The sequence below is a fragment of the Methylomonas rhizoryzae genome, from assembly GCF_008632455.1.
GTDB lineage: Bacteria > Pseudomonadota > Gammaproteobacteria > Methylococcales > Methylomonadaceae > Methylomonas > Methylomonas rhizoryzae.
Map to the genome: position 1 here is coordinate 1,058,325 of NZ_CP043929.1, position 20,333 is coordinate 1,078,657.

Sequence of the window (20,333 nt, forward strand, 5' to 3'; positions counted from 1 at the left end):
TGTTTCAGTATCGAGTATCTGACTCGCTTGTACAAGTGTTGACGTGAGAGGTTGATGGAATGATTGAATGGCTGCTCGTGCCTTTGGCTTACCTAACGGGATCGGTATCCAGCGCGATTATCGTGTGCCGGACGATGGGCTTGGCGGACCCCAGGGAAAACGGTTCGGGCAATCCGGGGGCTACTAATGTGATGCGGATCGGCGGTAAAAAGGCGGCGGCCATAACCTTGGCGGGCGATGCGTTAAAAGGGTTGATTCCGGTGCTGTTAGCTAAAGTCCTGGGGGCCGATAGTTTGGTATTGTCGCTCGTGGTGTTCGCTGCGTTTATGGGGCATTTGTATCCGATATTCTTCGGGTTTAAGGGCGGTAAAGGCGTGGCGACTTCGTTCGGCGTGACCTTGGGTGTCGACTGGATGTTGGGGCTGGCGGTGTTGGCTACTTGGCTATCGGTATATAAAATCGGCAAGATTTCTTCCTTGTCCGCCTTGGTCGCGGCGCTGTTGACCCCACTTTATGTTTGGTTGATTGTCGGAGACCTGTCGTTAACGCTTACGTTTGGCGCGATTTCCTTGATCCTGTTGTGGCGCCACAAAAGCAATATCCAGCGTTTGCTGGCGGGAAGCGAGTCCTAATCAAAGTTTGGGTAATTCGTCCATCGGCCAGCGCGGGCGGGCGAAAATTTCCAAAGGCTGCGTTTGGCCGGCCAGCAGGCGCTGACAACCGGCGTAGGCGATCATCGCGCCGTTATCGGTACAAAATTCCGGGCGTGGGAAATGGATAGATGCTCTTTCCCGGCTCGCCGTTTGCTGTAATTGTCTGCGAATTTCCAGATTGGCGCTGACGCCGCCGGCTACTACCAGACGCTTCAAGCCGGTCTGCTGCAAGGCGCGGCGGCATTTGATCGCCAAAGTTTCCGCGATGCTCTGTTGAAATGCATAAGCAATGTCGGCTTTGTCTCGTTCCGAGCCGCTACTGGTCTGGAAGGTATTCAGCGTGAAGGTTTTTAAGCCGCTGAAACTAAAGTCCAAACCCGGGCGGTCGGTCATGGGTCGCGGGAACTGATAGCGCGGTTTGCCGGTTTGCGCCAGCTTGGCCAACTCAGGTCCGCCTGGGTAGTTTAGGCCAAGCAGTTTGGCGGTTTTGTCGAAGGCTTCGCCGGCTGCATCGTCCAGGGATTCGCCGAGCAAGCGATACCGGCCGATGGCGCTGACTTCTATCAACTGAGTGTGGCCGCCGGAAATCAATAAGGCGACGAATGGAAACTCGGGGGCGTTAGATTCCAACATCGGTGCTAACAAATGTCCTTCCATGTGATGGACGGCAATCGCCGGAAGTTGCCAAGCCCAGGCCAGACTGCGGGCGGTGGCGGCGCCGACTAGCAAGGCTCCCATCAATCCAGGGCCCGCCGTGTAGGCGATGCCGGCCAAGTCGGACGCGGCTAAGCCGCCGTCGGCAAGTACCGTTTTAATTAACGGAACCAATTTGCGTACATGATCGCGCGATGCCAACTCCGGTACCACGCCGCCGTATTCGTTGTGCGTGCTCACTTGGCTATGCAAGGCGTGGGCGATTAAACCGCGTTGCGCATGATAGACGGCGACCGCAGTTTCGTCGCAGGAAGTTTCTATGCCTAAAACGTACATTAATTTTTTTGAATAAAGCCGATTTGTCGGTATAATCCGGCGGTTTCACGGGGTGTGTTTTCGCCTAACGTTTTTTCAAGATACTAACACAACTGGATAATTGCTAATGCCATCAGTAAAAGTTAAAGAGAACGAACATTTCGATATCGCGATTCGCCGTTTCAAACGCGCATGCGAAAAAGCCGGTGTTTTGGCCGAAGTTCGTCGTCGCGAATTTTACGAAAAGCCCACCGCTGAGCGTAAACGTAAAGGTGCTGCGGCTGTTAAGCGTCATTTGAAGAAATTGGCGCGCGAACGTTATGCGTTGAAAAATTTGCGCCGCGGCAGACCGCAAACCTAATCGGTCATGAGCGAATTAAAAGAGCGTATCAAGGAGGATATGAAGGTTTCGATGAAGAGTGGCGATAAAGCCAGATTGGGCGTAATTCGCATGATCTTGGCAGCCATCAAGCAAGTTGAAGTCGACGAGCGCATAGAGTTGGGAGACGACAGGGTAGTGGTTGTGCTCGATAAAATGCTGAAGCAGCGGCGCGAATCGATCAAGCAATACCGAGATGCCAATCGAGTCGATTTGGCGGAAGTCGAAGAGGCTGAAATTGCGGTTATTCAGGATTTTTTGCCTAAGGCTTTGACCGAGGCCGAAATCGAGCAAATGATCGATAAGGCGATTCAAGAGTCGGGCGCTAGCTCCATCAAAGACATGGGTGCGGTCATGGCGATATTAAAGCCGCAGATGCAGGGTCGGGCCGATATGGCAGCCGTCAGTGCAACGATAAAAGCAAAATTCGCCGGCTAGCCTCGGCGATATTTTTGTCGGTAGTATGTCCGGCAGGATACCGCGTCAATTCATAGACGATCTGCTATTGCGAGTCGATATCGTCGATCTGATCGACTCGTACCTTCCTTTGAAAAAAAACGGAAGCAACTACGTTGCCCGTTGTCCGTTTCATTCAGAAAAAACACCTAGTTTTTCAGTGAGTCGCAACCGGCAGATGTATCACTGTTTCGGTTGCGGTGCCAGCGGGAATGCTATCAGCTTTATGATGGAGTATAGCCATTTGGGCTTTGTTGAAGCGGTAGAAGACTTAGCTGCTTTGGCTGGCGTCGAGGTTCCTGATAATCGTAATGCCGAGCTCGACGTTGAGCATAAAGACCGGTTGGTGCGCTTATATTCGGTGTTAGAGGGCGTGGCGGCGTTTTATGCGGACCAATTGAACTCACCGGTCGGTCGGAGTGTCGATCAGTATCTAGCGAAGCGTGGGATTGGAAAACACATAGCCCGCGAATATCTGCTGGGTTTTGCGCCGCAGGCTTGGGAGGAGTTGCTGCGTCGTTTCCCGCGCGAAGACTTAGTGGCGGCGGGGATGTTGGTGGTTAAGGACGACGGCAAGGTTTACGACCGGTTTCGTGGTCGTCTCATGTTCCCCATTCGCGACAAGCGCGGTCGAGTGATAGGTTTCGGTGGGCGTGTTCTGGATGACTCTTTGCCTAAATATCTGAATTCGCCGGAAACGCCGGTTTATTCGAAAGGCAGCGAAGTTTACGGCTTATACGAATTGTTGCAGCGTAAAAAGCGGCCGGAACGCATTGTGGTGGTGGAAGGCTATATGGACGTGATCGCGCTGAGCCAATTCGGCATCGGTAATGCGGTGGCCATGTTGGGTACGGCTACGTCGATAACTCAAGTCGAGTTGTTGTTCCGTTTCGCCGCGGAATTGGTGTTTTGTTTCGACGGAGATAATGCCGGCAAGCAGGCGGCTTGGAGAGCGGTGGAGGCCGCGTTGCCAAGTTTACGCGATGGTCGGCAAATAAAAATCATCATGCTGCCGCAAGGTCAGGATCCGGATACGTTAGTGCGCGAATACGGGGTGCCGGAGTTCGATAAGTATCTGCATGGTGCAACCGCTTTGTCAGACTATTTTTTCGAGCATTTGGCTGCCGGCTCCGGCCTGTCGACGCTTGAGGGTCGGGCCGCGTTGATGGCGGCAGCCAAGCCTTTGCTGGAGAAACTTCCGCAGGGTTTTTTTCGCGAAATGATGTGGAAACGCTTGCGGCATGAAACCGGTCTTGTCGGGGGCGATAGTAAGGAAAATCGAGCTACACTTAGCTCGAAAAATGCGGTTGGGCAGGGCGGTCGAGTGGGACGCAGGCCGAGTTTGCTGCGAAAAGTGTTGGCATTGTTAATGCAATACCCGCAATTGGCGGGCGGAATGGAAATTAGGCTAAAGCGGCTGGAGGGTTTGGAATTTCCCGGGATGGAATTTTTGGCGGAAATTTTGGCGAAGATCCGGCTTGAAAAGCCGGAAAGTGGCGCCATTTTATTGGAGTCTTATCGTGGTAGTCCGCATGAAAAGATCGTCAATAGTTTAGCCGCCATGGACTTGGGCGTTCCGGAAGGCGGCGAGGAAGCCGAGATTACCGGAGCGTTAACGCAGCTAGTCAGACAAGTTAAGCGGCAAAAGCTCGACGAGTTATTGGATAAAGAGGTAAGAAGCGGATTGGGCGATGAAGAAAAACAATTGCTGAGGGCATTGTTAAAAGACCGCGTCTAGAAGTTCGTCACTAACATTGCTATAATCTCGTGTTCTGTGGCGATTGGTGCTGATAACCTATTGTGAGCAAAGAATGAATCAAGAACAACAGCAGTCTCAACTCAAACAACTGATAGCAAAAGGTAAAGCGCAAGGCTATTTGACTTACGCGGAAGTAAACGACCATTTGCCAAGCGACATCATTGATCCGGAGCAGATAGACGATATTATCGGCATGATCAATGACATGGGCATTCAGGTATACGAAGTTGCACCTGACGACGATGATTCTTTGATTAGTTCGGATGCCGTTGTAGCTGTCGACGATGACGAAGAAGTTGCCGAAGTTGCCGCTCTGGCTTCGGTCGATAGCGAATTTGGCCGTACTACCGACCCCGTGCGTTTGTATATGCGTGAAATGGGTTCGGTAGAGCTTTTGACACGCGAGCAGGAACTGAAAATTGCTAAACGTATCGAGGAAGGCCAGCGTCAAGTGGTGAGCGCAGTCGCTCGTTCAGGCTTTATCGTGGAATCCTTCATCGAAACCTTCGATTCCATAGAGGACGAGGAAGCAGGAATTCGATTGGGCGATTTGCTGCAAGGTTTTGTCGACTATAGCGAAGTCGAAGAAATCGAGGTTGAGGATGTAGATCTGGAGGCGCCTGCGGAGGATGCCGACGAAGAGGAAGTCAAGGCCGTCGACTACGAAGAAGTCAAGCAAAAAGTTGAGCTGCTGAAAAAAGCGCTCAAGGCTGCAAACACCGCTGTTAAAAAACATGGCTACGGCCATGACAAGGCGGAAAAAGCCTACGAAGCGGTGGACGAGGTGTTTTCTATTTTTAAATGGACGCCGCAGTATTTGAAAAAAATGACGTCTATTGCCGAAGAATTGATAGCTACGATTCGCGAACACGAAAAACAAGTCATGGATGCGTGCGTCAAGAAATCTAAAATCACGCGGCGCGACTTCATTAATTCGTTTGCCGAGAACGAGGCGAATTTAGATTGGCTGGACCGGTTTATTGCGGCCAACTCCGGTTGTGCGGCGTTGTTGGAAGATAATAGAAGTCGTGTGCTGCAAGCTCAGCAGCGCTTGGCGGATATAGAAGGCCAATACGGCCTGAGTATTTCCATTTTGAAAAGCCTATGCCGCAACATTTCTTTAGGCGAAGCGAAAGCTAGAAGAGCTAAAAAAGAAATGATAGAAGCCAATTTGCGTTTGGTGATTTCTATCGCCAAGAAATATACCAATCGCGGCTTGCAGTTCTTGGATTTAATTCAGGAGGGCAATATCGGCTTAATGAAGGCGGTCGATAAATTCGAGTATCGTAGAGGCTATAAGTTTTCCACCTATGCTACCTGGTGGATCCGCCAAGCAATCACGCGTTCGATTGCCGATCAGGCCAGAACGATTAGGATTCCGGTGCATATGATAGAGACTATCAACAAGTTGAACCGGGTTTCCAGACAGATCTTGCAGGAGTTGGGGCGCGAGGCAACGCCGGAAGAGCTCGCCGAGCGCATGGAAATGCCGGAAGACAAAATTCGCAAAGTGCTAAAAATCGCCAAAGAGCCGATATCGATGGAAACCCCTATCGGCGACGACGAGGATTCGCATTTGGGCGATTTTATCGAAGATTCCAAGATGCTGTCGCCTGTGGAATCTGCTACAATTGCCGGGCTACGCGAATCGACACAAAACGTTCTGGCCGGTTTGACGGCTCGGGAGGCAAAAGTCCTGCGCATGCGCTTCGGTATCAACATGAATACCGACCATACTTTGGAAGAAGTGGGTAAGCAATTCGATGTAACCAGAGAAAGGATACGCCAGATCGAAGCGAAAGCGTTAAGGAAATTGCGCCACCCGTCGCGTTCGGAACAGCTGCGCTGTTTTCTCGATGAATAAATAGGGCCCTTAGCTCAGTTGGTCAGAGCTTCCGACTCATAATCGGCAGGTCGTAGGTTCAAGTCCTACAGGGCCCACCATAAATTCAAGGCCGTATTCAACGGCCTTTTCTTTTTCCACACTATTTTCAAGAGGTGTGTCGCTGTGAATAAAAATTACCTTTTTACGTCAGAGTCCGTATCAGAAGGTCATCCCGATAAAGTAGCGGATCAGATTTCCGACGCCGTCGTTGATGCGTTGCTGGCCCAGGATCCGCGTGCGCGAATCGCTTGCGAGACTCTAGTAAAAACCGGAATGGTACTGTTGGCGGGCGAAATTACTACCAGTGCCTGGGTTGACATGGAAGAGCTGGTTAGGAAAGTCGTATGCAGCATCGGTTACGATCATGGCGATATCGGTTTTGACGGAAATAGCTGTGCGGTATTGAATGCGATAGGCAAGCAGTCTGCCGATATTGCCATGGGGGTAGACGAGTCGGACAATCACGAACAAGGGGCGGGCGACCAAGGCTTGATGTTTGGTTACGCCACCAACGAAACCGACGTGTTTATGCCGGCACCCATCACCTATGCGCACCGCTTGGTGGAAAGACAGGCATTTCTACGGAAAAATAAAACCTTGCCGTGGCTGCGTCCGGATGCCAAAAGTCAGATTACCTTCCGATACGAAAACGATAAACCTGTCGCCATCGATGCGGTCGTGTTATCCACGCAACATTCTCCGGAAGTCGGCGGCAAATTCTTGGAAGAAGCGGTCATGGACGAGATCATACTGCCGACTTTGCCGAAAGACTGGCTACATAAAGACACCCAATATTTCATCAACCCGACCGGCCAATTCATCATCGGTGGTCCTGTAGGCGACTGCGGATTGACCGGGCGTAAGATTATCGTAGACACTTACGGTGGTATGGCGCGTCACGGCGGCGGTGCGTTTTCCGGCAAAGACCCGTCCAAAGTGGATCGTTCCGCGGCCTATATGGCGCGCTACGTTGCGAAAAACATCGTTGCAGCCGGCTTGGCCGAGCGCTGCGAAATTCAGGTGTCTTACGCGATCGGCGTGGCGGAACCGACCTCGATTACCGTGGAAACATTCGGTACGGGTAGAGTGGACGAAGCGCGTTTAGTGAAAATCATCAGAGAGCATTTCGATTTGCGTCCCAAAGGCCTGATTGCTCAATTGGGGCTATTAAAACCGATTTACCAGCCGACTGCCGCTTATGGTCATTTCGGCCGTACCGAAGCGACCTTTAGCTGGGAAAAAACCGACAAAGCCGAGGCTTTACGGGACGCAGCAGGTTTATAAGTAGACTCAGGAGACTTCAAAGATGCAAACCGATTACAAAGTTGCCGACATGGCTTTGGCGGACTGGGGTAGAAAGGAGATCAATATCGCCGAAACCGAAATGCCCGGTTTGATGGCCTTACGTAGCGAATACGGCGATTCCCAGCCGCTGAAAGGTGCGAGAATTGCCGGTTGTCTGCATATGACCATACAAACTGCTGTCTTGATCGAAACCTTGACGGCCTTGGGTGCACAAGTGCGTTGGTCGTCCTGCAACATTTTTTCCACTCAGGACCATGCGGCGGCGGCCATAGCGGCGGCGGGCGTTCCGGTTTTCGCCTGGAAAGGAGAGAACGAGGAAGAATTCGACTGGTGCATAGAGCAAACCATTATCGGACCTAACGGTTGGCGGCCTAACATGATTTTGGACGACGGCGGCGATTTGACGGTGATGATGCACCAAAAATTTCCGGAATTGATGGCCGACGTTAAAGGTTTATCCGAAGAAACCACCACCGGCGTGCACCGTTTGTACGAGATGGTCAAAGCAGGGACCTTGAAAGTACCGGCGTTTAACGTCAACGACTCGGTTACCAAGTCTAAATTCGATAATTTGTACGGCTGCAGGGAATCGTTGGTCGACGGCATCAAACGCGCTACCGACGTAATGATCGCCGGAAAAATTGCCGTGGTGTGCGGTTACGGCGACGTCGGCAAAGGTTGCGCGCAATCGTTACGCGGTTTGGGAGCCACGGTTTGGGTGACCGAGATCGATCCGATTTGCGCACTGCAAGCGGCTATGGAAGGCTACCGGGTAGTGACGATGGACGAAGCGGCTTCACTGGCGAATATTTTTGTTACCGCAACCGGTAACGTTTCGGTCATCACTCACGACCACATGAAAGCGATGCGCGACCAAGCCATCGTCTGCAACATCGGCCATTTCGATTCCGAAATCGAAATCGCTGCCTTGCGGCATTACCGCTGGGAAAACATCAAACCTCAAGTCGACCACGTGATTTTTCCGGACGGAAAACGGATTATTGTGCTGGCGGAAGGACGTTTGGTAAATTTGGGCTGTGCTACCGGCCATCCTAGCTTCGTGATGTCCAATTCGTTCTGCAATCAGGTACTGGCGCAAATCGAATTGTGGAACAACGCTTCCGCTTACGAAAACAAGGTCTACGTATTGCCGAAAAAATTGGACGAAAAAGTCGCCAGGGCGCATTTGGCGCAAATCGGGGTCAAATTGACGCAATTGACTGCTGAACAGGCCGACTATATCAGCGTTCCCGTTGAAGGTCCTTACAAACCGGATCATTACCGGTATTGATTCGGTAACGTTTCAGTCCGGCGTTTCCGAATCGCAAACGCCGGACTGGAAGCGGCCGTGTTCTTGAGTGTGCGGGTTAATCAAGCTTTACCCGCGGTAAAAATCAAATATTCGGTCAGCTTTTCGGCAAACAATACCTGTTGTGCCAGACCGACTAAGTAATTGGCGGTTTGCGCCGGCGTACGCAAGCCCAGCCATTGGCTGAGTTTTTGTACCGGTTGCAAACGCTTGGCTACCTTATACATATACTCCGCCGAGGCCAGGGTTTGGGCGGTAATGTCGTGGCAGACGACATTGACATATCCTTGGTTTTCCAATAACGCCTCGAATTCATCCCGGGCGCATAAATTGGGTACCGCCCAGCCGTTCAAACAGGTTTTCACTGCTTGCCATTGACGCTCGTCGAAGTGCCGCTGCAGCAGAAAACCGTCGCAAACCACCAATTTGCCGCCGGGTTTCAACACACGGAACGCTTCGCGCAGAAAATCCGCTTTGTTCAAAGCATGGCAGGAGCTTTCCAACGCCCACACCGCGTCGAAGCTGGCGTCGGCGAAGGGCGTCGCGCAAAAGTCGGCGATTTGGAAATCGACCAAGTCGGCTACGCCGTGGCGGCGGGCGTGGCGGCCGGCATGGCTGGCTTGTTGGGCACTGATGGTGATGCCGGTGACCCGATTGCCGTGCTGTTTCGCCATCCAAATACTGCTGCCGCCTATGCCGCAGCCGGCGTCCAGCACCCTATCATCCGGTTGCAGGCCGGCTTTGGTGTACAACACCTGATTTTTGTTCAATAGAGCCTGATGCTGATCATACGGGCTAGCGCAATCCCAATAACCGTAGTGCAATGCCAGATTGTCGCGGTTACACCAGGCAAACAAGTAGTCGCGGTAACATTCGTCGTAATGGCGGGTGGCGTCCGCTTTCAGCCGGTCGCCTGTGATCTTTGGGGCTTGAAGTTGGTCGCGGTAATCCTGATTGGGTTGAATGCTGTACATCGATGGGAACGCTTAAACGGCAAAAACCGCAGATTATAAGCCAGTCCGGGGTGTTTAAGAGCCGGTAACAGGTTGATGGGCGGAAATAAGCGCCCACATCGCCCGCCAGACCGGTTCGTTCAGTTCGCCGATGTGCCGGTAGCGGATGATGCCTTCGGCGTCGATCGCATAGGTTTGCGGCAGGCTGAACACGTCCAGGGCCAGGCCGGCGGAGGCGGCACCGTCGAACATGACCCAAACGAACGGATCGCCTTGTTGTTGCAGCCAGGCTTTGGCCGACTCGGCTTCGTCCTGGTAATCCACACCGTATATATTGACGCCGTATTGGCGGGTGATTTCCAACAACAACGGGTGTTCGTTGCGGCAAGCGGTGCACCAAGTGGCCCAGACGTTGATCAGGGCGGGACCTTTGATGTCGGCGCTGTCCAGCAGGCGGCCGCCGTCTTGCAAGGCCGGCAGGCTGAAGGCAGGCACCGGCTTGCCGATCAGGCGGGACGCGGTGCGGTTGGGGTCGAAGGTCAGACCGCGCCAAAACAATAAAGCCAAAGCTAATCCGAGCAGAACCGGTAGCCACAATAATAATGTCGGAACCGGCTTGGATGGATTCATTTTAAATAATCCAATTCGCGGGTTCTGGACAGCTCCTTGTCGTGGTAATACTTGAATTTGGTGATGGCCTCCAGGCCGTGGCAATCCACGCAAAAGGTGTCTTTGACGCCTTTGCTGCGTAAAAAGCTGTTGATCGGCGAGCCTTCCACGTTGTCTTTAAACCCGGTAGGCTTGACCGCCGCCGGTTGCTTGCGCGATTGTGCCAGTTGTTCGGCGTCCCAGAAATGCGGCTCGTGGCAGGTGATGCAGGCGATTTCCCCGAACTCCTCGATTTTTTCCTGCTTGTCCAGCAGCGGCATACGTTGTTTATCCGAGCGAAGTACCAAGTCCTGGTGCGGGTGGCTGAAATGTTTCACCACTTTTTTCTCGGCTATGCCGTCCTTTTGATGGCAATTGACGCATAACTTGTCTTCCTTCAGTTCGACTCGGTCGGCGTCCGGATCCGGCGCGCCTTCCGTCACCCGCCGGGTGGCGTCCAGATGCGGGGCTTCGTTTTTGCCGCGGTGCAGGGTGTGGCAGGCGCCGCACACGCCTTTGTCCGGCAGTTCTTCCAAGCGGTTGTCTTTTTTCTCGGCGGTGATGCGCAAATCGTGGTCGCTGCCCACCACGGCTTGTTTGCCGGCGTGGCAGTGCGAACATAGCTGGCCGTCGCGGTGATCCTCCACCAATGCCGGTGTGTTAAGCTCGCCGCGGTGCACCGAATGGCAGGTCAGACATTTGACTTCCTTGGTCTTGTTGCCGGCAATCTCCACTTCGTCGTCCATTTTCAGGTTCACGGGATGCACGCCTTTATGCTTGGCGTCGTCCTTGTCTTTGGCGTGCTGGCGCTCGTGGCAGGTTTCGCAAAAGTCGTTGAGGTCGTCCAACTCGTCTTCCAGCAGCGGTGTTCCCAGCTTGCCGTCGTGCACCTTGTGACAGGTCTCGCACGTGACGAACTCCACTTTTTTGTCGTGGCGTTTCATCGGTTTGTCGGGTTTGACGTTGACCGGATGAATGCCTTTGCGGCGGGCGTCCTGTTTGTTTTTGGAAAATTGCCGTTCGTGGCAGGCGCCGCACAACCGGCCTTTGTCTTCCGCCAGCGAGGTCAGGGCGTCTTTGCCGTGGCCGCCGTGGATTTGATGGCAGCTTTGGCAAATCAGGCCGTTGTCGTGGCCCAAGGCGCTGCCGGCTTGTTTTAACGGATCGGCCAAACCTTCCTGCAAATTCTTGTCGCTGGGGTAACCCGGGGCGTCTTTAGTCGGAGGCTCTGCCAGTTTCAGGGCCAGGGGATGATTGATGCCGCGCTTTTTGACGTCGGTTTCCCGGGCGTGCTTGATTTTGGATTCGTGGCAGCGCTCGCACATGTCGCCGCCTTTGCTGGGGATTCGTAGCCAGGCGTTTTGGTGGCCTTGGTACAAGGTGTCGTTGCCTTCGCCTTTGGTATGCGGGGTGTGGCAGCTGGTGCAAGGTAGCTCTTTGTCCTTGGTATGCGGAAATTCGTCCGGCAGTTTGTCCTTGCGTTCCTTTTCGTGGCGCTTGTCCTTGCGAGTCTGCTCGTCGTAAATCGTGGCGTGTTGCTCGCCTTGGCCGATGCGCAGGCGCGAATCCAACACCGCACCGTTGTGGCAGCTGTAGCACATGGCCAGCGCCGCTTCCGGCAGCATGCCTTGTTTGTCCGTTTCGTTACCTTGCTTGGCCCAGGATAAATGGCAGATCAGGCAGTTTTTTTGCGAGGCGTCGGGGCTGGTGTCGTTATCGACGGTGGTTATGGTTTGCTCGCCGACTTTGATCGGCAGGGCGACCACCTTGCCGGCCAGGGTTTCCGCTGCATACAGCACGCCGTCGCGGTAAGCCAGACCGGTCGGCGATTGCAGTTTCACCGGTTTGCCGGCGGCGTCGCTCAGTTCGCCGGCCGCCGCGCCGGCCTTGAAGACTTTGACGGTGCCGAAATAACTGTCGCTGACGAACAGCAGTTTATTCTCCCGGTCCATGGCGATGCCGTTGGGGCGGAACAGGTGATGAGCGTCGCTGCCGAAGCTGCCGATCCGGCTGAAGAAACGGCCGTTTTGATCGAACATCTGTACCCTGGCGTTCAGAATGTCGGTCACGTATAAGTAACCGTCGCTATCGAACAGCATTTGATAGGGGTATTGAAACTCGCCGTCCATTTCGCCGCGCCGGCCGAAGCAGTCCAGCACTTTAGACACTTGCACATCGTAGCGGCAAATCCTGTGGTTGGCGCGGTCGGCCCAGAATAACACGTCCTGGTAAACCGCCACTGCCACCGGTTCCGGCGCGGCTAAAGGCTGGGGTTGTTCCGCATCGGCGCTAATTGCCGGCGGGGGAGGCAGCAAATTTTTGGCCGGCAGAGTTTGGCGGATTTGGCCGCCGGCGTCGATTTGCAACAGGCGGCCGCCGTCCGGGTCGGCCAGCCACCAATGGTTTCGGTAGCCGAATGCGTCCAGCGCCGAACCGGGGACGCCGCCGGCTTGGCTTGGCGTGCCGCCGGCAAATACGGTCAGGCCGTTTAAGTCCAGCACGGCCAGTTGGCCGGCGTCGTTCCAGGCCAGGGCGGCCGGTTGGGCCAGATGTTGAGCGAAGGTGCGTATTTCGGTGGCCGGCAGCGCCGCAGTCAAGCCGCTCCATAGCCACAATAGGCCAAGCAATAAGCTCCGCATCGGCTTAGCGCAGCATGTCGCGGATGGTGATGCGCTGGTCGTCCTTCTGGTAACGGCCGAAGAACTGCGCAATCACGTGTTTTTGCATGGCTCGGGTTTGCTCGGGATTGGCGCCTAAGGCCGGTAAATCCAGCAACGGCTTTTCGCTGCTATGGCAGGCTTGGCATTCCGGGCCTTTCTTTTCCAGCGGCCAGTGGATTTTGGCGCGTAGCGGAATTTTTTGTTCCGGCGTGGCGTTTTCCCATTGTTTGGCAATGCCGCGGCTGAAATCGCCGTCTTTCAGGGCAATGGCAAGTTGACCTTGGTAAAACGGCGCGATTTTCGGATTGTCCGGCCGCTGTTTTTCGTTGTCGAGGTCTTTGCCCAGGCGGAACAAACCGGCACCGTCGACTGTGCTGCCGGTTTGATAGTCGAACCAGTAGTAATCCAGTTTGGCGTCTTGTGGACGGAAATGACAGGTCTCGCAGGCGATGAAGCGCACGTGCATGTTCATGAAAGCGCGGCTGCGCAGCTGTTTGCTGTGCGGCAGCGGGCCGTGGCAATCGCGGCAGAAGGTGGCGGGCGCAGTTTCCAGTTCGCCCGCTTGTTTGTGAAAAGGCTGGATCACCGGCTTTTTGCGGATTTCCACGTCCTTATGTTTTTGCAGCAAGTCGGCGGCATGCTCCAAAGCTTCCCGGTCCGGCACGGCTTGTTCCATGCGTTGTTGATAAAGCGGCACCGCCTGAGCGGGTAAGGCCGCGCAAGCCATCAGCAGCAACGCAAGGCTTTGTATTTCCAATTTCATGGCTTATTTCCCCGGACGTCGATAGCGGCGTTGCTGGCGGCGCAGCAGCCGAATCAAGCGTTTGATGTTCAGACGAATGTATTTTCGGTAACTTTTGGCCAGCAACAGGTTGACGTGCTGTTTTAAGGACTGCAGCTTGGACTGTTTTTTCTTGGGTTTGCTGCCGATGATGATGGTCTGGAATTTGTCCGCGCCGAAAATCGAATTATTGGTGTTTTTGCTCAGCTTGCTGCGGTCGCCGCGCCATTGCCAATACACGCTGCCCAAGCCGAAAATCAGCGACAGTAATCCCAAAATTGCCGCAGCGACGAACCAGCCCGAATGGCCGCTGTGTTTGCCCAACAATTGCTCCAAACTGTCGCGCAGACCGACATTGATCATTGCCACGTCGTGTTGCGGCACGGTGAAGAAACCGCGGTTCAGGGGATTTTTTGCATAACCCTGGTGGCAGCCGGCTTGGCCGCAGGTTTTTTCCAGATTGTCTTTATGTACGCTGGACAGTGGGTTGTTGTCGTTGTACACGGCGTGATGCAAACCGTCCGGCGCGTGGCATTCCAGACAGGACGCACCGTGCAAACTGCCGTCGGCCAGCAGGCGGCCGTGCAGCATTTTGTCGTAGGTTTCCACCGAATGAATGAAGGCCAGGCTGACCGGTACTTTTTGCTTGGTTTTAGGATCCTCTTGCTCGACCTTGGCCATTTTGGCGACGTCGCCGTGACAGTCGGTGCAAATTTTGTTGGATTCGTTTTTGTTCAAGCGGTTGCCGATGTAGCGGCGCAAAATATGGCCGCTGAACTGGTCGCGCCAGACATCGCCTTCGTGGCAGGTACCGCATTCGGCGTCGTTGTGGGCGAAGGCTTCCTTGAACGCCTCCCATTGGTTGTCGGCGATATAAGGCACGTTGGCGTGGCAGCGACGGCAGGACGGCAAACTGGACTCTTCGTCCTCCTCGATGCGGTTGCCGGCCGCGAATTTTTTGCTCCAGCCCTTGCCGTGCGCCGATTTTTCGTACTCGTCGACGATTTTCTTGTGGGTGAATGCCTTGCCTTCGGACGGTTCCTTGACGTGGCAGCTCTCGCTGCAATCGACCAGACCGTCTTTTTCCTCGTGCGGATAGTCGGTGATTTTGCGGTGGCAATCCTTGCAAGGGACGGAGCCGTGCAGCGAGCCGTAATAGTCGGCTTTCAAAATGCTGGCGGAACGTAATTGGCCGTGTTTATCGATATATTTCAAATCCGGCAGGCCGTGGCAGGAAAAGCAGCCGTCCGGGTCCGGATGGCGCTTTTCCGCTAAGGCCGGCAGGCAAAATACCAGCAGTGCCCACAGTAAGCAGAGTCCGGCAAGCCCTGGCCCGATTCCGCGGGCGCGTCCCTTAAAGTCCGTCATTTTCGCGTTGTTTGGATGATCGAATGAAAATTAAGTCAGTAACACCGCCACCGCCACCGCCAAACTGAAACCGGTGACGATCAAACCGTTGACTACCCGGCCCCAGTTGATTTCCTGGGCGGTAAACGCCGGTTTGCGACTTGAAAGCAGGTCGATTTGCCAATCCGGTTCCGGAAAGATTTCCACGCCTTTTTTGATCCGTTTCGGGGTTTTGTTGCGCGACGCAGTGGTCCATTCGATCGCATTCCAGTCGCACACGTCCACGCATTCGTGACAGGACATACACGAGGTTTGATCGACGATGGCCACTTTATCCACCATTTTGATCGCGCCGCACATGCAGTTTCTGGCGCAAACGTTGCAGCCGGTGCAGCGCTGTTTGTCGACCCGGATTCGGTGCATAGAGCCGAAGCGGGCGCCCAGCCGGTTGACCAGGGCGTCGAACGCGCCGATAGGGCACATGAATTGGCAATAGGTGCGGCCTTTGTTGGCGAAAAAGCCGAGCAGCAGCAACAGCGACAGGTTCGCCAAGCCGACCGCCGAGAAGATGAAGGCCAGGCCGACGAAACCGCCGGACAAGGCTTCCACCAGGCGCGGCACGGTGATGAAATTACACAAGGTACAGGCGCTGATGCCCAGGGCCGGCAAGATCACCAGGTAAGTGCCGAGATAGCCGTAGCGGATCTGGATTTGCGGCAGCCAGCGGTATTCGATTTTCCAGCGTTCGTTCAGCATGCGGCTGACCAGTTCGCTGAAGCCGCCGACTGGGCAAATCCAGCCGCACCAGATGCGGCCGAAGAAAAAGGTGGTCAGCAGGATTAAGCCGAAAGCAATCACCCCGACCATGGCCGCCGAGGCGTGCACGATGAAATCGTCCAGGGTCATGCCGGGAAAGTACAAGTAAAACCGGCGCATGCACAGCCGGCCGCACAAATCGCTATTGCCGGCCAGTTGCGGCAGTACGGCCAAAGGCCCTAAAAAAAGGGCGCAGGATACGGCGATTGCGATATAGCGGTAACGTTGCGGTTTAGGCACTTCGCGCCATTGTTCCAATAGCTTCATGCTAGCCTCCTGAAAGATCGGGTAGTTTCAAAACCAAAAGGTTGTGTGCAGCGTCCTTGTTGTTTCGGTGGCGTCTCGCTGCGCCGACACCCCCTTTATTTCCTTTATTCATACATTCCGCCGCAAGCCGGTCGACTTTCCGGACAGCGGCTGACGGTTTAGCGTTCGAATTCATGGCAACTCAGGCATAAGCTGCCGTCCAGGGCCGGCAGTCTCAGCAGCACTTCGTTGCTTAAGCGCCGGTAGCCCAGGTCAGGGCGTTCACCGTGTTGCATGGCCAAAGCCAGTAGGCGTTCGTCTTTGTCGGCGCGAAACACCTGGTCCCAGCTATGCTCTTGGTACTTGACGCCTTTTTTGACGTCGGCCGACACTTGGGCGCCGGCCGGGTTGTTGATATCCATGACGCCTTCCGGATGCGGCGAATGGCAGCTGACGCAGGTCACCCGGCCGTCGGCCGCCAAGGGCAGGATGATGCCGTGTTCGCGGGCGGCCTGATCCATGTGTTTTTTCATGTTGTCCTTGGGCTTGGCGCCTTGATGCTCCAGCGCGTTCAGATGCGGAGTCTTCAAATGGCAGCCGAAACACAGCTTTTCTGCCGGCAGACGCAGCTTCAATTGTTCCCGGGCCAGCGGTTCGTCGCGTTGCTCGTGGACTTTTTCGTGGCAGTACAAACAATGTTCTTTTTTGATGTCGCCGCTTTCGTCCAGCATCAGATGTACGTTGGGGCGCTGGTGCGACTCTTTGTCGTGGCAGTTGTAGCAAAACTTTTCCAGCGGTCGATACGGGCCGCCGCGCAGAAAGTTGGCGGCCTTTTTGTCTATCTTGTCGTACGGCGTTTCGTCCATTTTTTCCAGGCCGTGGCAGGTTTGGCAACTCAGTTTGCCGTCTTTCAGTTCGAATGCCGCCGGCGGTTGCATGCCGTCGGCTAGTTTGACGTCCACCGCGTGGTGTAAATCCGGCAAGCGTTTGGATTGCCGGTAGGACTGGCGCTGCCAATCGTCGGCGGTATCGGCCAGCAGAGCCGGCGTCCACAGTGCCATTAACAAGGCGGCTATAGTCTTCATAAGCCTCTTTGCACACTTTCGCCGTGGTTGTGGCACACGGCGCAGTCGCTGCCGCTGTTGAAATGCACGCCGGTCAAGCCGTTGCGAGTGACCGTATCGCCGCCATCCAAGGTTTGGCTCATGTTGTGGCACAGCACGCACAGGTCGCTGTAGTCGTCGCCGACGATGTCGACCGGATAGGGGTGATTGCGAATGTCTTGTTCCAACAGCGGCACGCCTTGCCGGGAGTTTTCGATGATCAGGTTGGGGTTGCGGGTGCCGTGCAGGCTATGGCAATCCGAGCAATCGACGATGGTTTGGTAAGCGTAAGCGCCGCTACGCAAACCGTTGTACAGGCCGATACCGTCGCCGTCGCGTACGCCGTGCGCATCGATCAGCGTGTAATAGTCTTCGGCTCTGAGCGACTGGTCGCGGTTGCCGGCATGCTTGATGCGCCATTTTTTCTGTTGGTGGTCGACGTTGTGGCAACGCAGGCAGAACTCGCTTTTATTGTTGTACGGTTTTTTACCGACGTCGGCGTCGTTGAACACGGTCAAGTCCCGGTTCAATTCGAATTGGCCGTCCATGTCCGAGCTTTGGTGGCAGACCACGCATTGCTTGCTGGTGGTGCGAAGATCTTTCGGGGTGTTGAAATCGTGGCGGTGGCGTCCGCCGCGGACCGGCGACAGGGGCAAGTCTTTGCTGTTATGGCACACGATGCATTGCCGGCCGGCGTTGCTGCCGTTGCTACCGTGACAACCGGTGCAGGTGCGGAATTTTTTGCGGTTGACGATGGTTTTGATGTCCGGCACCGAGTTATGCAAACGTTGCAGAGCGTGGCAACTGCTGCAATTGGGTTTGCCCCAGGCCTCACCGTTGCCGTGGCTGGCGTCCAACAACAGATTGCCGGTGGCTTGCGAGACGTTGCGGGCACAGGCGGGGTTGGCCGCTAGTGAGCAGCACAAGATCAGCAGCAGGCCGAGCGTTGCTAACGGGCCGGGCCGTGAGTGGTTGGCGAGAGAAGGTACAGCTAGCATCTCAACGATCCCTCGCGGTATGGCAATCGCTGCAGTAAATTTCGTTATGGCAGCGGCCGCATCGGCCGCTGTCCAACCGCGACTCCAGGCCGTGCAGGGTGCGGTAGCCCAGGGGGTGGTAACCCGCGCCGGCGGTGTCGCGGCGCAAATGGCAATCGGTACAGAAGTTGCGGTCCAGATGGCAGGTTTGACACCACTTGTCGTCCTGGCGGGCGATTTCGTTGTGGTGATTGGCGTAGTCCAGGCGGTGGTCGGCCGGCCAGATTTTGGTTTTATCGTCGTGGCACAGATCGCAGCGCCACGGGCCGCGCATTTCGTCCACGTGGCAGCTGTGGCAGATCGGCTTCAGGGCTTCGTTGGCGATGACCGTGATTTGCTTGAGCTTGTCGCTATCGGTAATGTCGGTTTTGTTAAAGGTATGGCACAACAGGCAGCTGTCGCCTTCTTCTTTCATCACTTCCATGTGTGCGTTGTGCGGGTAATACACGTCGCTACGCTTTTCCCGTTGTTTCCACCATTTTTTTTCGTCGTCGTCGTCCGCCGGCATGGCAACGCCGGCCGGGGCGATGGTTTGTGCCGGACTGGGCAAGCTCAGTTGCAGCAGGAATAGAAACAGCAGAAAGCGGGTCATGGGGTTCTGGCTTGAAAACGGTCGAAATAATAGGTCAATTGCAGTGCGGCCAAATATTCGTTACTCAGGGCGGTGTTGTCGATGTAACTGCCCTTGAAGGCCAAAATAATGCTGGAGTCCAGCATGTAATGGACTTCGTTCTCGATGCCGCGGGCTTGGTTGTGACCGTACAGCAGTTTGTCTTCCACCCGCCAGGCCAGATTGAATAAGTAGCGGGTCTTGGCGTTCATCGCGTGGCTGGCCGACAGATACACGCTGTTGGCGCTTTCGCCGCTATTCAGTTCCAGATAGTCGTATTCGCCGCGCAGATTGAAACCGGGACGCCATTGATAGCTGACGCCGGCGTTCAGGCCGGTACCGCTGTAGCCTTGGTCGCGGCCGGCCGCTTGCAGGCCCACGGAATATTTCAGCCGCTCGTTGTAGGCGTATTCGGCGGAACCCCGCCACACCCGTTGTTCGTCCAAGGCATAGGCGCTGTAAAAGCGGTCGCGGAAGCTGACGTAGGGTTGGCGCGGCCGGTAAGCTTCCAGATAGTTGCGGATTCGCAGACCTTTGAGCGGATCCCACCAACTGTCCAGCATCACGTTTTCCAGCCGGCTTTTGTCGGCCGCATAAGATGCTTGGAGAAACAGTTCCAACGGCTTGTCCTGAGCCAGCAAATGTCCGGCGAAATGAGCGGTACCGTTGATGCGGTAGGTGGTTTTGCCGTGCTGTTGCACGATGCCGCCGCTGCCGCTTTCGTCGGCGTCGAACTGGTCGTCGCTAATCAGTTGTTCGCCCAAGCTATCGTTCAATACGCTAAGTTGGTTGCGTTCCAGGCTTTGCAGGCCTAAACGCAGGTCGAAGACGTTGATTTGCGCGCCGCCCGCAGCGAACGACCAGTGCGGCGCCAGCTTCAGCAAGCCCTCCGCACCGGCGATCCAGGCGGCGTCCAGCGAGCGGACGTGGTCCACTCGCAAGGGCCGGCCGGCGTAGACTTCCAGCGTGAAGGGCCGGCCGTTGAAACTGTAACCGGCCGAGGCGCCGTCCAGCAGGTATAACCCTAAGCTGTCGCTACGCTCGAAGCGGCCGCCTTTAAGCGTCAGCGACCAGTCCGGCAGGGCTTTTTCCAAGAAGGCTTGGTAAACCTTCAGGTCTTCCCGGTAAATGTCGGTACTGGCGCGGCCTAGCGTGCTGATCCGGGCGTTGAGTTGCCGCTCCGGATTGGTATAGGCGAACTGGCCCCAGACTTCGCCGGTGTAGTCGCCGTCGCGGTTGTAGCGGTTGTCGGTTTGCAGCTTGCTGCGTATCGAGCCGCTCCAATTATCCGCAATAGCCGGCAGCGCCGTCAGCCAACACCAAGCCAAGCCGGCCAGACAAAAAGCCGGCGCGGCAGTTAAGGTGCGCACGCAGTGATTATCCCCCGTCATCGTTGGTCCGAAAGTTCCATCTTTGA

18 protein-coding genes and 1 tRNA gene are annotated in these 20,333 nt (G+C 55.2%); 8 read left to right on the forward strand and 11 right to left on the reverse strand.

Annotated elements, in window-relative coordinates:
• The first annotated feature begins 59 nt into the window (after window positions 1-59).
• Entirely contained in the window at window positions 60-632 is a 573-nt protein-coding gene (gene plsY / locus F1E05_RS04940) for a glycerol-3-phosphate 1-O-acyltransferase PlsY (protein WP_150047242.1), read from the forward strand.
• Here plsY and tsaD read toward each other — a convergent pair whose 3' ends face one another.
• Window positions 633-1,643 carry a tRNA (adenosine(37)-N6)-threonylcarbamoyltransferase complex transferase subunit TsaD gene (gene tsaD, locus F1E05_RS04945; RefSeq protein WP_150047243.1) on the reverse strand — a complete coding sequence of 337 codons (1,011 nt, stop codon included), beginning with the start codon at window positions 1,641-1,643 and terminating at the stop codon, window positions 633-635. It lies immediately after the preceding gene.
• Window positions 1,644-1,749: 106 nt separating this feature from the next.
• Here tsaD and rpsU point away from each other — a divergent pair, with 106 nt between their 5' ends.
• From rpsU to ahcY, 7 genes are all read left to right on the forward strand, one after another.
• Window positions 1,750-1,983 carry a 30S ribosomal protein S21 gene (rpsU, locus tag F1E05_RS04950; protein ID WP_150047244.1) on the forward strand — a complete coding sequence of 78 codons (234 nt, stop codon included), beginning with the start codon at window positions 1,750-1,752 and terminating at the stop codon, window positions 1,981-1,983.
• A gap of 6 nt (window positions 1,984-1,989) precedes the next feature.
• Window positions 1,990-2,439, forward strand: a complete 450-nt coding sequence (locus F1E05_RS04955; protein WP_150047245.1) for a GatB/YqeY domain-containing protein — start codon at window positions 1,990-1,992, stop codon at window positions 2,437-2,439.
• A gap of 25 nt (window positions 2,440-2,464) precedes the next feature.
• The gene (gene dnaG, locus F1E05_RS04960; protein WP_150047246.1) at window positions 2,465-4,195 is read left to right on the forward strand and encodes a DNA primase; all 1,731 of its coding nucleotides are present in this window, start codon (window positions 2,465-2,467) and stop codon (window positions 4,193-4,195) included.
• Window positions 4,196-4,268: 73 nt separating this feature from the next.
• Entirely contained in the window at window positions 4,269-6,080 is a 1,812-nt protein-coding gene (gene rpoD, locus F1E05_RS04965) for an RNA polymerase sigma factor RpoD (RefSeq protein WP_150047247.1), read from the forward strand.
• 3 nt (window positions 6,081-6,083) lie between these two features.
• Window positions 6,084-6,160, forward strand: a tRNA-Ile gene (locus F1E05_RS04970).
• Between the two features lie 64 nt (window positions 6,161-6,224).
• Window positions 6,225-7,385 (forward strand): methionine adenosyltransferase, encoded by a 1,161-nt coding sequence (gene metK, locus F1E05_RS04975; RefSeq protein ID WP_150047248.1) that lies wholly within the window; start codon window positions 6,225-6,227, stop codon window positions 7,383-7,385.
• Window positions 7,386-7,407: 22 nt separating this feature from the next.
• Window positions 7,408-8,697, forward strand: coding sequence for an adenosylhomocysteinase (ahcY, locus tag F1E05_RS04980; protein ID WP_150047249.1), 1,290 nt, complete (start codon window positions 7,408-7,410; stop codon window positions 8,695-8,697).
• 80 nt (window positions 8,698-8,777) lie between these two features.
• Here the strand turns inward: ahcY and F1E05_RS04985 are convergent, their stop codons facing one another.
• The 10 genes from F1E05_RS04985 to F1E05_RS05030 form a co-directional block, all read right to left on the reverse strand.
• Window positions 8,778-9,689 (reverse strand): SAM-dependent methyltransferase, encoded by a 912-nt coding sequence (locus F1E05_RS04985; RefSeq protein ID WP_150047250.1) that lies wholly within the window; start codon window positions 9,687-9,689, stop codon window positions 8,778-8,780.
• Between the two features lie 54 nt (window positions 9,690-9,743).
• Window positions 9,744-10,298 carry a DsbE family thiol:disulfide interchange protein gene (locus F1E05_RS04990; protein WP_150047251.1) on the reverse strand — a complete coding sequence of 185 codons (555 nt, stop codon included), beginning with the start codon at window positions 10,296-10,298 and terminating at the stop codon, window positions 9,744-9,746.
• A complete protein-coding gene (locus F1E05_RS04995) occupies window positions 10,295-12,955 on the reverse strand; it encodes a 6-bladed beta-propeller (RefSeq protein WP_150047252.1) in 2,661 nt (886 codons plus the stop codon). The genes F1E05_RS04990 and F1E05_RS04995 overlap by 4 nt, the downstream gene beginning before the upstream one ends.
• A gap of 4 nt (window positions 12,956-12,959) precedes the next feature.
• On the reverse strand, window positions 12,960-13,739 hold the full coding sequence (locus tag F1E05_RS05000) for a hypothetical protein (RefSeq protein ID WP_150047253.1): 780 nt from the start codon (window positions 13,737-13,739) through the stop codon (window positions 12,960-12,962).
• Between the two features lie 3 nt (window positions 13,740-13,742).
• Window positions 13,743-15,125 carry a multiheme c-type cytochrome gene (locus F1E05_RS05005; RefSeq protein ID WP_150047254.1) on the reverse strand — a complete coding sequence of 461 codons (1,383 nt, stop codon included), beginning with the start codon at window positions 15,123-15,125 and terminating at the stop codon, window positions 13,743-13,745.
• A 30-nt stretch (window positions 15,126-15,155) separates the two neighbouring features.
• A complete protein-coding gene (locus tag F1E05_RS05010; RefSeq protein ID WP_150047255.1) occupies window positions 15,156-16,187 on the reverse strand; it encodes a 4Fe-4S binding protein in 1,032 nt (343 codons plus the stop codon).
• A 158-nt stretch (window positions 16,188-16,345) separates the two neighbouring features.
• The gene (locus F1E05_RS05015) at window positions 16,346-17,251 is read right to left on the reverse strand and encodes a hypothetical protein (RefSeq protein ID WP_150047256.1); all 906 of its coding nucleotides are present in this window, start codon (window positions 17,249-17,251) and stop codon (window positions 16,346-16,348) included.
• Complete coding sequence (locus F1E05_RS05020) at window positions 17,248-18,267, reverse strand: multiheme c-type cytochrome (RefSeq protein ID WP_150047257.1); 1,020 nt, start codon at window positions 18,265-18,267, stop codon at window positions 17,248-17,250. Before F1E05_RS05020 ends, F1E05_RS05015 begins: the two co-directional genes overlap by 4 nt.
• A 1-nt stretch (window position 18,268) precedes the next feature.
• On the reverse strand, window positions 18,269-18,898 hold the full coding sequence (locus F1E05_RS05025) for a hypothetical protein (RefSeq protein WP_232056787.1): 630 nt from the start codon (window positions 18,896-18,898) through the stop codon (window positions 18,269-18,271).
• Window positions 18,895-20,307: a hypothetical protein gene (locus F1E05_RS05030; RefSeq protein ID WP_150047258.1), complete on the reverse strand. Its 1,413-nt coding sequence runs from the start codon at window positions 20,305-20,307 to the stop codon at window positions 18,895-18,897. Before F1E05_RS05030 ends, F1E05_RS05025 begins: the two co-directional genes overlap by 4 nt.
• Between the last annotated feature and the right edge of the window lie 26 nt (window positions 20,308-20,333).